The sequence below is a fragment of the Proteiniclasticum aestuarii genome (genome assembly GCF_017368455.1).
In the GTDB taxonomy this organism is placed as follows: Bacteria; Bacillota; Clostridia; order Clostridiales; family Clostridiaceae; genus Proteiniclasticum; species Proteiniclasticum aestuarii.
This window is the reverse complement of sequence record NZ_JAFNJU010000001.1, coordinates 282,765-297,212: the sequence shown is the minus strand read 5'-3', so window position 1 is coordinate 297,212 and position 14,448 is coordinate 282,765. Positions and strand designations below refer to the sequence as shown.

Annotated in this window: 16 protein-coding genes; all 16 read left to right on the top strand. The window is 45.0% G+C overall.

The window, feature by feature from the left end:
• The first annotated feature begins 8 nt into the window (after window positions 1-8).
• The 16 genes from J3A84_RS01455 to trmD all read left to right on the top strand — a co-directional run bounded on the left by J3A84_RS01455 (window position 9) and on the right by trmD (window position 14,337).
• A complete protein-coding gene (locus J3A84_RS01455; RefSeq protein ID WP_207598216.1) occupies window positions 9-1,202 on the top strand; it encodes an acetate/propionate family kinase in 1,194 nt (397 codons plus the stop codon).
• Between the two features lie 171 nt (window positions 1,203-1,373).
• Window positions 1,374-2,087, top strand: coding sequence for a DUF2087 domain-containing protein (locus tag J3A84_RS01450; RefSeq protein ID WP_207598215.1), 714 nt, complete (start codon window positions 1,374-1,376; stop codon window positions 2,085-2,087).
• Between the two features lie 163 nt (window positions 2,088-2,250).
• Window positions 2,251-2,748 (top strand): YceD family protein, encoded by a 498-nt coding sequence (locus J3A84_RS01445; RefSeq protein WP_207598214.1) that lies wholly within the window; start codon window positions 2,251-2,253, stop codon window positions 2,746-2,748.
• Between the two features lie 2 nt (window positions 2,749-2,750).
• Window positions 2,751-2,936, top strand: coding sequence for a 50S ribosomal protein L32 (gene rpmF / locus J3A84_RS01440; protein ID WP_207598213.1), 186 nt, complete (start codon window positions 2,751-2,753; stop codon window positions 2,934-2,936).
• 217 nt (window positions 2,937-3,153) lie between these two features.
• Window positions 3,154-4,140, top strand: a complete 987-nt coding sequence (gene plsX, locus J3A84_RS01435) for a phosphate acyltransferase PlsX (RefSeq protein WP_207598212.1) — start codon at window positions 3,154-3,156, stop codon at window positions 4,138-4,140.
• A 64-nt stretch (window positions 4,141-4,204) separates the two neighbouring features.
• Entirely contained in the window at window positions 4,205-4,438 is a 234-nt protein-coding gene (gene acpP, locus J3A84_RS01430) for an acyl carrier protein (protein ID WP_207598211.1), read from the top strand.
• Window positions 4,439-4,571: 133 nt separating this feature from the next.
• A complete protein-coding gene (rnc, locus tag J3A84_RS01425; RefSeq protein WP_207598210.1) occupies window positions 4,572-5,261 on the top strand; it encodes a ribonuclease III in 690 nt (229 codons plus the stop codon).
• Window positions 5,254-6,276: an elongator complex protein 3 gene (locus J3A84_RS01420; protein ID WP_207598209.1), complete on the top strand. Its 1,023-nt coding sequence runs from the start codon at window positions 5,254-5,256 to the stop codon at window positions 6,274-6,276. Before rnc ends, J3A84_RS01420 begins: the two co-directional genes overlap by 8 nt.
• Window positions 6,276-9,842 carry a chromosome segregation protein SMC gene (gene smc / locus J3A84_RS01415; protein ID WP_207598208.1) on the top strand — a complete coding sequence of 1,189 codons (3,567 nt, stop codon included), beginning with the start codon at window positions 6,276-6,278 and terminating at the stop codon, window positions 9,840-9,842. Before J3A84_RS01420 ends, smc begins: the two co-directional genes overlap by 1 nt.
• Window positions 9,835-10,740, top strand: coding sequence for a signal recognition particle-docking protein FtsY (gene ftsY / locus J3A84_RS01410; RefSeq protein ID WP_207598207.1), 906 nt, complete (start codon window positions 9,835-9,837; stop codon window positions 10,738-10,740). Before smc ends, ftsY begins: the two co-directional genes overlap by 8 nt.
• A gap of 107 nt (window positions 10,741-10,847) precedes the next feature.
• A complete protein-coding gene (locus J3A84_RS01405) occupies window positions 10,848-11,165 on the top strand; it encodes a putative DNA-binding protein (RefSeq protein ID WP_207598206.1) in 318 nt (105 codons plus the stop codon).
• An 11-nt stretch (window positions 11,166-11,176) separates the two neighbouring features.
• Complete coding sequence (ffh, locus tag J3A84_RS01400; RefSeq protein ID WP_207598205.1) at window positions 11,177-12,520, top strand: signal recognition particle protein; 1,344 nt, start codon at window positions 11,177-11,179, stop codon at window positions 12,518-12,520.
• Window positions 12,521-12,548: 28 nt separating this feature from the next.
• Window positions 12,549-12,794: a 30S ribosomal protein S16 gene (rpsP, locus tag J3A84_RS01395; RefSeq protein ID WP_207598204.1), complete on the top strand. Its 246-nt coding sequence runs from the start codon at window positions 12,549-12,551 to the stop codon at window positions 12,792-12,794.
• 14 nt (window positions 12,795-12,808) lie between these two features.
• Window positions 12,809-13,039 (top strand): KH domain-containing protein, encoded by a 231-nt coding sequence (locus tag J3A84_RS01390; RefSeq protein WP_207598203.1) that lies wholly within the window; start codon window positions 12,809-12,811, stop codon window positions 13,037-13,039.
• 82 nt (window positions 13,040-13,121) lie between these two features.
• A complete protein-coding gene (gene rimM, locus J3A84_RS01385; RefSeq protein WP_207598202.1) occupies window positions 13,122-13,619 on the top strand; it encodes a ribosome maturation factor RimM in 498 nt (165 codons plus the stop codon).
• Window positions 13,609-14,337 carry a tRNA (guanosine(37)-N1)-methyltransferase TrmD gene (gene trmD, locus J3A84_RS01380; protein ID WP_207598201.1) on the top strand — a complete coding sequence of 243 codons (729 nt, stop codon included), beginning with the start codon at window positions 13,609-13,611 and terminating at the stop codon, window positions 14,335-14,337. Before rimM ends, trmD begins: the two co-directional genes overlap by 11 nt.
• Window positions 14,338-14,448 lie beyond the last annotated feature (111 nt).

The following is a 14,448-nucleotide window of genomic DNA, read 5'->3' as shown; positions in this document are numbered from 1 at the left end:
TCGGATTAATGAAAATTTTAGTAATCAACTGTGGTAGTTCATCACTGAAGTACCAGCTTATAGACATGGAGAATGAAAACTCCTTATCAACAGGACTCGTAGAGAGAATCGGCATTGAAGGTTCAAAGCTGACACAGAAAGTGGAGGGCAGAGAAAAGTATGTGCTTACAGTTCCTATGAAGAATCATAAGGATGCCATCGCTCATGTGATCGATACATTGCTGGATGAGGTTCAGGGTGTAATCAAGTCTTCTGACGAAATCGGAGCGGTAGGTCACAGAGTGGTTCACGGAGGCGAGAAGTACAGCACATCCGTTATCATTGACGATGAAGTCATGAAGGATCTGGAAGAATTCTCTGTACTGGCACCACTTCATAACCCACCAAACATCATCGGAATCAATGCCTGCAAGGAACTGATGCCTGATACAACCATGGTGGCTGTTTTCGATACAGCATTCCATCAGACCATGCCTGAAAAAGCTTTCCTTTATGGACTTCCTTATGAACTGTACAAGGAAAATCATATCAGAAAGTACGGATTCCACGGCACAAGCCATAAGTACGTTTCTCAGAGAGCTGCAGAAATGCTTGATAAGGATCTGAAGGATCTGAAGCTCATCACATGTCATCTGGGTAATGGGGCTTCCGTATCAGCTGTAAGAGGTGGTGTATCCGTGGATACTTCCATGGGATTCACTCCGCTTGAAGGACTTCTCATGGGTACAAGATGTGGAGACATCGACCCTGCCATCATTCCTTACCTCATGGATGTGAAGGGATACAGCTATGATGAAGTGAACAACATCATGAACAAGAAATCTGGTGTTCTTGGTCTTTCAGGCGTATCTTCAGACTTCAGAGACATTGAAGACGCAGCCGCAGAAGGCAATGAAAGAGCCAAACTCGCTCTTGATGTATTCCATTACAGAGTCAAGAAGTACATTGGCTACTTCATGGCTGCCATGAATGGTGTGGATGCTGTGATCTTTACAGCTGGACTTGGCGAGAATGCGGTGGAGACCAGAGAAGAGATCATATCCGACATGGAATGGTTCGGCATTGAGCTGGACAGAGAAAAGAACAAAGTCAGAGGAAAAGAGAGAATTGTTTCCACTGATGATTCAAAGGTGAAGGTCATCGTGATCCCAACCAATGAAGAACTGATGATTGCCAGAGATACCCTGTCACTGGTAAAATAGTAAAATGAATAAAGTCTGCTGCGGATCTAAATAGGGTCTGCAGCAGACTTTTTGTTTTCAGAAGACAAGAGGGAAGACTTTTTCAATATATTCACTTGAAAAGTATCAAACAAAAGATTAATATACATATATATAAGCAAACGATGACAATAAATGTTTGAGAGGTGTAGGATGAAAAAGGAATTGAACCATCTGGATTTTCTTGTGGAATACTTTGAGGAAGAAGAGGCCTTTCGGTGTGCCTACTGCGGTGAGAGCTTTGAGAAAGAGCGTATCTATCCCTATGAAGAAAAGCTTTATTCTGGGAAGGGGATGCTGAAGAAGCATCTGCTCACCCACAACATGGTGGAGGAAATACTGAAACTGCCAAGAAGTGCAACGGGACTGACCGAAGTGCAGGCAACCCTGATTCCTATGCTGCATCAGGGGATGAAAGATCAGGAAATTGCGGACGCATTGAGGATCTCTTCAAGTACGGTAAGAAATCATCGTTTCAGACTCAGGGAAAAGGAAAAGCAGGCAAAGCTCTTCATCAAGCTTATGGAGCATCTTGAAATCAGAGGGGAAGAGCACATTGCGCCTCACAAGGGGGCCACCATGCTGGATGATCGTTATCAGATCACCAAGGAGGAGGAAGACAAAGTCATAAAGACCTATATGACAGAAGAAGGGGCTTTGAAGAGTTTTCCGGCCAGGGAAAAGAAAAAGATCGTTGTGCTCAGAAAAATCGCCCAGCAGTTCAAGGAGGGCAGACAGTATTCCGAAAAGGAAGTGAACAGGGTTCTTCTGAGAATCTATGAAGATCATGTGCTTCTCAGAAGATATCTCATTGAATACGGTTTTCTGGACAGAACACGGGACGGCGCTATTTACATAAGAAAATAACCGGTGTATACTGAATGAACCATATGATGAAGAAGTGAATGGAAGGAAGGATAGAAAAACCTTGACTTTTGAAAATTGACTTTATATAATTATATGTGTTTGCTTGAGAAGTATAACTCGACGGAAGCAGCATCTGCTTTTGCAGGTGAACAGGAGAATAAAGATGGAAATAGCACTACAGGATTCAAATGTAAAATCCATAACCAAGGATATTGATTTTACCTACCACAAAGAGAATCTTGTTTATAACAACGAGACCATTAAAATTCTGAAACCGATCCAAGTAAAGGGAAAAGTAGTGGTAAGCCAGGGGATTGCAGATGTTAAGCTATCTGTAGACACCAGGATGCTGCATACTTGTTCCAGATGTCTTGAACAATTTGAACAGGACCTGGAACTGAACGTGGACGAAAAGGTTTCTAAAAATGAACAGGAAGACGGGAATATCATCACTTTAGAGGAAGGAAATATTCTCGATTTAAGGGATGTTGTTCTCAATAACATCTATTTGGCATTGCCTATCAGAATTCTTTGCAAAGAAGACTGCAAAGGTTTATGTCAGACCTGCGGAGCCAACCTCAATCATGAGCAGTGCAGCTGTAGAAGTGACGAGGTGGATCCCAGGTTATCAGCCCTCAAGGACATGTTTAAGGAGGTGTAATAATGGCAAATCCAGCTAGAAAATCTTCTAAAGGTAGAAGAGACAGAAGAAGAGCATCAACATTCAAAGTAGGAGCACCTGGAATTGTTGAATGTCCACAGTGTCATGAAATGAAGCTTGGTCACAGAGTGTGCAAGCACTGCGGATATTATAACGGTAAGGAAGTTGTAACAACTGAGGTTGAATAGGGGAGTCTAGGACTTTCCTTTTTTTACCCGTTTTCTCTATGCATAGAGAAAACGGGTTTTTGCTTTCAGAAAGTGTTTCCTGAAAATGAATCTTTAAATTTTTCTTAAGAGAAATAGGTTATGATTCATCAGATGCATTATAATAGTATGATAAATACATTGGATGATAGTAATAACTGTTCCAGGCTGCATGCCTGAAACATAGGAGGAATTAGTTTTGAGAATCGCCTTAGACGGAATGGGGGGAGACTTCGCCCCGAAAGAAGCTGTTCATGGTGCTGTGCTTGCAGTGAAGGAGTATGGTGTTCATGTGACGATCACAGGCCCCATGGAAAAGATACAGGAAGAGCTTGATCAGTATGATTACGATAAAAGCAGGATCGATGTTCTGGATGCAAGAGAAGTGATAACGCTCAATGAATCCCCGGTCATGGCCATCCGAAGAAAGAAGGATTCGTCCCTTCGCAAAGCGATGGATCTTGTGAAAGAAGGGAAAGCCGATGCGGTGGTTTCCGCCGGGTCCACAGGAGCGATTCTGGCAGGCGGTCTTCTGGTCGTCGGAAGAATCAAGGGCGTCGACAGAGCGGCACTGGGTGCCCTGATGCCCGGGAAAAACGGCCATTTCATGGTCATCGATCTGGGAGCCAATGCGGATGTGAAGCCCCAGAATCTGGTTGAATTCGCGAAGATGGGAACAGTCTATTTCAAAGCACTGAAAGACACCAGCAATCCGAAGGTGGGCCTCATCAATATCGGTGCTGAAGAGGAAAAAGGAAATGAACTCACAAAAGCGGCCTATGGCCTGCTGAAAGAGGAAGAAAGCATCAACTTCATCGGGAATGTGGAGCCTAGAGACATCACCAGTGGAGATGTGGAAATTCTGGTCTGTGACGGATTCACAGGCAATGTGGTGCTGAAAATGTACGAAGGTGTCGTGAAGAACCTGATGTCCATGATCAAGGAAGCCATGATGAGCACGACAAAAGGGAAGATCGGCGGACTGCTTGTGAAACCCAGTCTGAAGGAGTTCATGCTGAAGAATGACTACAAGGAAGAAGGCGGTGCGGTGCTACTGGGTGTGGATGGCATCGTGGTCAAAGCCCACGGAACCTCAGATGCAAGGGCATTCAAGAATGCGGTGAGGCAGGCAAAAAGTTTTTATGACAGAAAATACCTTGAACACTTCAAGGAAAATCTGAAATAAGATATTTTACTGTTGCATCTGCGTGCCATTTCTAATATTATACAAATGATGGAGGTGATTGAAGATGATATTCGAAAAGTTAAAAGCAATTATCGTAGATAAACTAAGTGTTGATGAAAACGAAGTGACAATGGATTCCACTTTTGAGGATCTGGGAGCGGATTCCCTAGACATCGTTGAAATCGTCATGGCTCTTGAAGAGGAGTTTGACATTGAGATTTCCGATGATGAAGCTGAACAGGCAAAGAGTGTCGGAGATGTTGTAAACTATCTGACAGCTGCTATCGGCGAGGAATAAAAGTCATGTCCCGTATGAAAGGCTCAGCCTATATACGGGACTTTGTTTTTTTTGTATAATAAAAGGGATTATAAGTTTATTCGTGAGGCTAAAAGGTAGCTTGACGAATGAACTTCTAGAAAAGGAGTTTAACATGGAATTTGAACAAATCATAGAACAGCCGTTTAGTGATCCTGCACTTCTACAGACGGCATTGACACACTCTTCTTATGCGAATCAGCATAAGAATATGGAGTACAATGAAAAACTGGAGTTTCTCGGGGATGCAGTGCTTCAGCTGGCCATCACGGAATACATCTACAGGAATTTTCCCCAGAAGACCGAGGGGGAACTCACGAAGCTGCGTGCGCTGATCGTCTGCGAAGCTTCTCTTCATCAGGTGGCTATGGACTGGAATCTTGGCAGCTACATAAGGATGAGCAAAGGGGAAGAGCTTACAGGGGGACGTGAAAGAGCGGCACTCCTGGCAGATGGCGTGGAAGCGGTCATTGCGGCGGTATACCTGGATCAGGGTATGGAAACTGCAAAGAAGTTTGTCGTGAAGAGTTTCATGGAGATTATTGACATGGCAGACAGAAATGAGATCGTTCTGGATTATAAGACCAGTCTTCAGGAGATTCTTCAGGAGAACGGAGAAATCGATATCCGCTATGAACTGATTCGATACGAAGGACCGCCTCATAGAAGAAAATTCTATTCCAAAGTCGTCATAGACAGCATCACCATGGGAAAAGGTGAAGGGTTTTCCAAGAAGGAATCAGAACAGCTGGCCGCGAAAGATGCTCTGGGGAAATATGTGAAAGCTGAGGATACCCATGAATAAGCATCGGATCATCCCCATATTCATACCCCATGTGGGATGTCCTCATGACTGTGTGTTCTGTAACCAGGCAAAGATCACGGGACAGCTTCGGGCGGAGTATGATCAAATAACCGGTGAATCTGTGCGAGAAACCATAGAGCGTTATCTTGAAACCATAGACAGAAGTCAATCGACTGTCGAGGTTTCTTTTTTCGGAGGCACCTTTACAGCCATCAGTCTGAAGAAGCAGAAGGAGCTGCTTGCTGCAGCGAAGAAAGCGAAATCAGATGGATGTATAGACTTCATCAGGCTCTCCACCCGTCCGGACTACATCACTCTGCCCATCATGGATCACCTGAAAAGCTACGGCGTGGACATTGTGGAGCTGGGTGTGCAGTCCATGGATGAGGATGTGCTGAAACGATCCAGAAGAGGGTATGATAAAAAGGCTGTATATCAGGCTTCGAGACTCATCAGGGAGTTCGGGATGACCTTAGGCCATCAGCTCATGATCGGTCTTCCAGGAGACACCAGAGAAAAGGACTTTCTTTCTCTTCAGGAAAGCATCGCCATGAAACCGGATCTTGTCCGGATCTATCCGGCGCTGGTCATAAAAGACACAGAAATGGAAGAAGCATTTCTGCGTGGAGACTACCAGCCCTATGGACTGGACGAAGCCGTTGAGATCGCAGCGCTGATGATGCAGGAATATGAAAAGAACGACATCCGGGTCATCCGAATAGGACTGCAGCCCACAGAGGAAATCAATGAAAATGCGGACGTCATAGCCGGGCCTTTCCATCCGTCCATTCGAGAGCTGGCGGAATCCTATCTTCTAGCAAAGCGCATTCAGGAATCGATGTATGAAGAAATGGAAGTGGTCATCGGAGAAAAAGACCTCTCCAGACTTTATGCAGGTGGAAAAAGATATTTCAGACCGCTTCTTGAAGAAAAGAAAGTGCATGTGAAGGTTGTAGCCGAGAAATGTAAGAACATCATTGAAATCAGACCATATCAAGAAAGGGGTGTTTTGTAATGTATCTTAAATCCATTGAAATAAGAGGATTCAAATCCTTTGCTGACAGAACGCTCCTGGATTTCAACAACGGAATCACAGCGGTGGTGGGTCCCAACGGATCCGGCAAGTCCAACATATCCGACGCGGTCAGATGGGTGCTTGGGGAGCAGAAGGTGAAATCTCTTCGTGGAGGGAAAATGGAGGATGTCATCTTTGCAGGAACAGACTTCAGAAAACCCCTGGGATTTGCTGAAGTGACGCTGCTGTTGGACAACAGCGAGAAGAAACTGCCTGTACCCTATTCGGAGGTCAGCGTCACGAGAAAGCTTTTCCGGTCAGGAGAAAGTGAGTATCTCATCAACAACACGACCTGCAGGCTGAAAGATATTCATGAGCTTTTCATGGATACAGGTATCGGTAAAGAGGGGTATTCCCTCATCGGGCAGGGGAAAATCGAAGCCATCCTAAGCGGGAAGATGGACGATCGACGCGCGCTTCTGGAAGAGGCGGCAGGGATTGTAAAATATAAATCGAGAAAAGAAGAGTCAGAAAAGAAAATGGTCAATACAGAGCAGAATCTTCTGCGTGTCAATGACATTCTCAATACCTACGAGGAGAGAATAGGACCCCTTCAGAAGGAAAAGGAGAAAGCGGAGAAGTTTCTTGTGCTCAGCAAGGAGCAGAGAGAGATTCTCATTTCGCTCATTCTATCGGATCTGGAAGAATTTGATGCTGAAAAGACATCGCTGGATGAAAAACTTGCGCGTGTCTCCAGAAACTATAGTGAGATCGAAAGCAGAAGGTCTGAAGCGACCACATCCAGAGATCAGCTGGAGCTTGCCATGGAAGAGAAAAAGGCAGGAGAAACCGAACTGAAGGAAGCATTCTATCAGAAGAGAGAACGGAGCGAATCGATTTCCGGTGAAATCAAAATGCTTTATCAGCTCATCGAAGATCGCAGGAAGACCCTGGCGAAGAATGAAAAATCCATTGAAGCCACTATGGCAAGACTTGCGGAAGAAGAGGAGAATCAGGTTCAGCGGTCCCGAGAAATCGAAAAAGGACAATCGGAAATCAGTGAAGTGAAAAAATACCTGGATCAGAAAAGAGCGAGAAGGTCTCAGCTTTCTGAAAGCCTGAAACTCAGCGAGAATGCACAGAAAGGTCTTCGTGATGAAGATGAGGATACGGACCAGAAAATCAGAAGCATTCAGGATAAGGCCAAAGCCAGCTACAGTGATCGTGACACTCTGAAAGGGAAAGTTGAAAATATCATTTCCATGATCAGCAGCTACAAAGCCTCCTCCTCCATGAATGAGATGGCAAAGAAGGATACGGACAGAGAGATCGAGGCGCTGAGGGAAAAGATCGAGGAAGAAGAACAGCTGCTCCTGACGAGAAAGAACAGTGCGGGGGAAGTGCTGAGCGAACTCAACGGACTTGATGCAAAAATCAAGAACATGGATTATGAATTAAGAGGCCAGGAATCCCAGCTGAAGCTTCTGAAGAATCTGGAAGAGCACTATGAGGGATATACAAGATCCGTCAAATCGCTTATGACCCATCTCAAAAGTGCATCCCATAAACTGAGCAGTAAAGTCAATCTTGTGGGTGAAGTGATCAAACCCAATGAGGGTTTCGAGCAGGCGCTGGAGGTGGCACTGGGTTCACAGGTGAACAACATCATCACCCCAACAGACAATGACGCCAAGGAGCTCATAGGCATCCTGAGAGCGAAGTCCTATGGTCGGGCTACGTTCTATCCGCTGAATGTCATCAAAGGGTACAAGGCCAAGGATCCTGCCCTGAAAAAAGGGAAGCTCCTCGGCAATCTGTTCGACCTCGTCCATTTCGAGAAAAAGTATGAAGGCATCGCTGCGAACCTTCTGGGCAGAGTCTTTGTGGCATCCACTATGGATGATGCGCTCCTTGCAGCCAAGGAAATGGGCTACACCATGAGGATTGTGACGCTGGAAGGAGACATCATCAATGCGGGGGGATCTCTGACCGGAGGAAGCCTGTACAAGAAATCTTCCGGTATTTTCTCGAGAAAGAAGGATCTGGACGATTTAACAAAAAGTTACGCAGAGCTTCGAGAAAGTCGCGTGCAGGAGGTCTCAAAGAGGGCTGAAATCGAGAAGGCTCTTCAGGAGAAAACCAGAGAGGAAAGAGAGTGTTCCTATGCCATCAACAATTACCGGATGGAACTGGCAAAACTGTCAGAAAGGCGGGAAGGGTTCCAGAAAGATATGACAAGGCTTGAGAACATCATCACTGATGCGGAAAAGGATCTTTCCTCCAGGAAAATGGAGCTGGAGTCTCTTGAACAGATGATATCGCATCTGGATGATAAGATTCAGGAGCTGGTATCCCAGAAAGAAAAGAACAGGGATTATCTGAAGGAAATCAGGGACAAGAGAACAAGAGAGTACCAGGAATTTGATGAACTCACTGCCTTTATCATGGAGGAATCGGTAAAAGAGGGCAGACTTCTGGAAGCCCATGATGCAAGGAATAAAGAGCTTGCAAGGATTGCAGAGGACATTTCGGCGCTGAGACAGTCGCTTAAGGAGCTGCACGAAGAGAAGGAGGCCACAACGCTGGAAGTGGTCCAGTCAGAGAAGAAGATTGAAACCATGAAGGAAGAAGCTGAGGCGCTGCAGAATGAACTTTCTCTGATGGAAAAGAAGCTCGATGAGATTTCCATGGAAGAAGTGAAGGACAAAGCCACGTTTAAGGAGCTGCAGGGATTTGTCAGAACACTGGATGAAGAGTTCTATGTTCTGGATAAGGAACTTTACAAAGTGAAGGATGCCATTGAGAAACTTGACAAGGAGAAGACCGGTCTTCTGAACAAGATCAATGATGAACTGAATCTGACCCTTGCTGAAGCCAAAGAAGAGCGGATTCCGATTCCAGACAAGGATGCCTTCAGAAAAAGACTCAATGAACTGCGAAGACAGATATCATCGCTGGGCAATGTCAATGTGGCGGCCATAGAAGAATTCAGAGAAGTATCGGAACACAGCGCATTCTTGAGTACACAAAGGGATGATCTGGAAAAAGCGAAGCTGGAACTGAGAGAACTGATCATGGATATGACCCTTCGGATGAGAACGCTCTTTACCGAGAACTTCAAGGTGATGAACGAGAATTTCAACGATACTTTCAGGCGTCTGTTCCAGGGTGGTAATGCAAAGCTGATTCTTGGGGAAGGAGATATTCTGGAAGCGCCCATTGAAATCAGTGTACAGCCGCCAGGTAAGAAACTTCAGAACATTACGCTCATGAGCGGTGGAGAAAAGGTCCTTTCAGCCATCGCACTGACCTTCGCGATCCTGAGAATGAAGCCGACTCCGTTCTGCATCCTGGATGAGATCGAAGCGGCATTGGATGATGCGAATGTATACAGGTTTGCAGAGTTCCTTATGGAATTTGCAAGAGACACACAATTCATACTGATTACACACAGAAAAGGTACAATGGAAGCGGCAAATGCGCTCTATGGAGTGACCATGGAAGAAAAGGGCATTTCCAAAATAGTTTCCATGGATCTTTCCGTGGCAAGGAGTGAAAATGGCTAATTTTTTTGAAAAACTGAAAAGCGGATTAAGCAAGACCAGAGACAATATCACAGGCAAGATGAATGAGGTGCTGGGGCTTGCCATGACCATTGATGAAGATCTTTTCGAGGAGCTGGAAGAAGTGCTCATCACATCGGATGTGGGTTATGAGACATCCATGATTCTTATTGAGAAACTCAGACAGAAGATCCGGCTACAGAAGATCACGGAAGTGGATAAGGTATCCGGCGCACTGAAAGAAGTGATTTCCGAGTTCATGGAGGATGAGGAGAAGAAGTTCAAGGTGGAGAAACCCACCATCATTCTGGTCATAGGCGTCAATGGAGTGGGCAAGACCACATCCATCGGAAAACTGTCTCATAAATATAAAAAAGAAGGCAAGAAAGTAATCATGGCAGCGGCCGATACATTCAGAGCCGCAGCCATCGATCAGCTGGAAGTCTGGGCTAAACGGGCAGAAGTGGATATCGTCAGGCATCAGGAAGGTTCTGATCCTGCTGCAGTAGTCTTTGATGCTCTGCAGGCTTTCAAGGCGAGAAACGGAGATGTCCTGCTCGTGGATACAGCGGGAAGACTTCATAACAAGAAGAATCTCATGAATGAGCTGGAGAAGATCAGAAGAGTCATCGACCGGGAATATGGGGATGCCAACATCTATTCCCTGCTGGTGCTAGACGGAACCAGTGGACAGAATGCGGTGATTCAGGCCAAGGAATTCCAGAAGGTGGCGCAGCTCGACGGAATTGTTCTGACGAAGCTGGATGGCACTGCAAAGGGTGGTGTGGTGCTTTCCATCAAGGAGAGTCTGAAGATACCGGTTGTCTACATTGGTGTCGGTGAAGGCATTGATGACTTGCAGGACTTTGATGCCAAGGCTTTTGCGGAAGCGCTCATCTGATCGGAAGACTTCATTCCAGGCGAAGAAAACTTTTTAACGCTGTCAGGTAAAAGTACTTGACAGCGTTATTCTTTTTAGGTAAACTAATCCATGTGGTAGGTGAGGTTATGGAAGACAGAATTGAAATATCCTTGTTGATGGATTTTTATGGGAAGCTTTTGACAGATAAACAGAGAAATATTTTAGATCAATACTATAATATGGATTACTCTTTATCAGAAATCGCCGAGAATCAGAATACCAGCAGACAAGCAATTCATGACCTGATCAGAAGATGTTATAAGACCCTCAATGATTACGAAGATAAGCTTAGTCTTCTTAAGTCTTCCATCAAGGAAGAAGAAATCAAAGAGCGTATTAGAACACTTTTATTAGAGAAAAATTGTTACTGTAGTGAAATCGAAAAACTCCTGAAGGAGTTATAAGGAGGGATTACATGGCCTTCGACAGTTTAGCGGAAAGACTCCAGGAAGCATTCAAAAAGCTTCGTGGAAAAGGAAAGCTGACAGAAAATGACATAAAAGAAGCCATGAGAGAAGTACGGCTAGCCCTTCTGGAAGCTGACGTGAATTTCAAAGTCGTCAAGAACTTTGTGAAGAAAGTCAGCGAAAAGGCTACTGGCAGTGAGGTCCTTGAAAGCCTTACACCAGGACAGCAGGTTGTGAAGATCGTCAATGAAGAACTGACTGCACTGATGGGTGGTAGTGAAGCAAAGTTAAGCTTTGATTCCTCTATCACAGCATTCATGCTTGTGGGGCTTCAGGGTGCGGGTAAAACGACCATGGCTGGAAAGCTTGCCTTGCATCTTCGCAAGAGAAACAGAAAGCCGCTTCTTGTTGCAGCAGATATTTACAGGCCTGCAGCCATCAAACAGCTGCAGATTGTAGGCAAACAGATCGACATCCCGGTATTTGCCATGGGCGATAAAGTAAGCCCTGTGGACATTGCCAAAGCGTCCATGGAGTATGCCCGAAAAGAAGGCTGCGATGTGGTGATCGTGGATACCGCAGGTAGACTTCACATCGACGAGGAACTCATGAATGAACTGAAGAGCATCAAGTCCTCCATAAGACCTATGGAAACTCTACTCGTGGTTGATGCCATGACAGGTCAGGATGCGGTCAATGTGTCCGAGAGTTTCAATAATTCTCTGGATCTGACCGGTGTGATACTGACGAAACTCGACGGTGACACCAGAGGCGGTGCAGCGCTTTCCATCAGGGAAGTGACTGGAAAGCCGATCAAGTTCTCCGGTGTAGGCGAGAAAATGAGCGATTTGGAAGTGTTCCATCCGGAACGAATGGCCAGCCGAATTCTAGGCATGGGTGATGTGCTATCTCTGATTGAGCAGGCAGAATCAGCCATCGATGAGAAAGAGGCCAGGGAACTGGGCTCAAAAATGATGAGTAAGGAATTCAACTATGAAGATTACCTGAAAGCCTTTGAGCAGATGCAGAAACTTGGACCCCTAAACAAAATCATGGAAATGATGCCTGGAATGAACAGTAAGGAAATGAAGGGACTGAATCTGGACGACAGCGAAAAGGAAATGATGAAGACGAAAAGCATCATCCATTCCATGACCGCCAAGGAAAGAAGAAACCCGAAACTTCTTGAAAATGCGTCTCGAAAAAAGAGAATCGCGAAGGGTTCAGGCGTAACCATACAAGATGTCAACAAAGTCATCAAGGGTTTTGACAATATGAAGAAAATGATGAAACAGATGGGAAATATGCAGAAGGGTTCCAAAAAGGGACTGTTCGGTAAAATGCCCTTTTAACACAAAATAACCAGGAGGTGAAAGATAAATGGCAGTAAAGATCAGATTAAGAAGAATGGGTTCCAAGAAGGCACCGTTCTACAGATTAGTTGTTGCAGATTCAAAGAGTCCTAGAGATGGTAAGTTTATCGAGGAGATTGGTTTCTACAATCCAGTAAGCGTACCAAAGGAAGTCAAGATTGATGCTGAAAAGGCAACAGAATGGTTAAACAAGGGAGCACAGCCTACAGAGGTTGTTGCAAAACTATTTGACAAGGCTGGAATCAAGAAGTAATCGGAGGGAATGATATGAAAGAATTAGTTGAGTTCATCGCTAAGGAATTGGTAGATCACCCCGAAGAAGTTTCCGTTACAGAAGTGGACAACGATGGTTCCCTTACCCTTGAACTCAGAGTGAACGCTGAAGACATGGGCAAGGTCATCGGTAAGCAGGGAAAGATTGCCAAGGCGATCAGAACTGTGGTAAAAGCTGCTTCCATGAAGGAAAACAAGAAAGTACATGTGGAAATAGTAGAATAAACTATTTTTCTTAGCCTGCTTAGAAATAAGTGGGCTTTTAGACTATTTGAACGAAATGGCAGAGAATGAAGAAGAGGTAGATATGAAAAAATTTCTAACCATTGGTGAAATTACCAAACCCCACGGCTTAAAAGGGGAGGTCAAGGTTTTTCCTTTGACGGACGATATCAACAGGTTCAAGAAGCTTAAAAGAGTCTTCATTGAAGGAAAAGAAGTGAAAGTGCTGTATGTGACGGTTGGAAGCGATCGCGCAATCATGAAGTTTGAAGGCTGTGAAAGCATTGATGATGCTGAAAGATATCGAAGAAAGACCATTGAGGTACCGAGGGAGGAAGCGGTGAAACTGGAAGAGGATGCCTATTTCATTGAAGATCTCAAGGACTGCATCGTTTTTGACAGCGAAGGAAAAGAACTGGGACCGGTGGATGATGTGATTCAGACCGGTGCCAACGACGTATACTGGATCAGAAAGCCCAAAGAACTTCTTATTCCCGCCATCAGAGATGTGGTGATTGAAGTGAACATCGAGGAAGAAAGAATCATCATCAAACCTGTCAGGGAGTGGATGGATGAGGATTGATATACTGACGCTGTTTCCTGATATGTTCAGTCTGTTTAATGAGAGCATCATCGGAAGAGGGAAGGAGAAGGGCCTCTACAGCATCCATACAACAAATATACGGGACTTCTCCAAGGACAAGCATAAGAAGGTGGATGATTATCCCTATGGTGGAGGAAGCGGCCTTGTAATGACCGTTCAGCCCATTAGAGATGCCATACGGGAAATCAGGAAAGTGAATGAAGGCGCAGTGATTTTTCTTGGGCCAAAAGGGAAAACCTTCAATCAGAAAATGGCGGAAGAGCTTTCGAAGAAAGATGGTCTGATCTTTCTCTGCGGTCATTATGAGGGGATCGATGAAAGAATCTATGCAGACATCGATATGGAAGTCTCCCTTGGGGATTTCATTCTCACCGGGGGTGAAATGGCGGCAATCCCTATCATAGACAGTATCTTGAGATTAAGAGAAGGCGTCCTAGGGACAGATGAGAGTTCCGTGGAAGAGAGTTTCTCTGAAAATCTGCTTGAATATCCCCAGTACACTAGGCCTGAGGAATATGACAATCAGAAGGTGCCTGAGATTCTTCTGTCCGGACATCACGAGAACATCCGGCAGTGGCGAAGATACATGATGCTGACAACCACCAGAGAGAGAAGACCGGATCTCTATGCAAAGCATGTCCTGTCTAAAGATGATATGAAAATACTGAAAAAGTTTTCTGGAATGGAAGAAAAGTAGCAGATTCCACTTGTGCTTGGAGCATTTGTTGTGCTAAAATATAGTTTGTGCTAGTACGGGCGTTCCACTGGGAATGTAAGATTCTGTATGAACGTCAATTTATCTATAGGA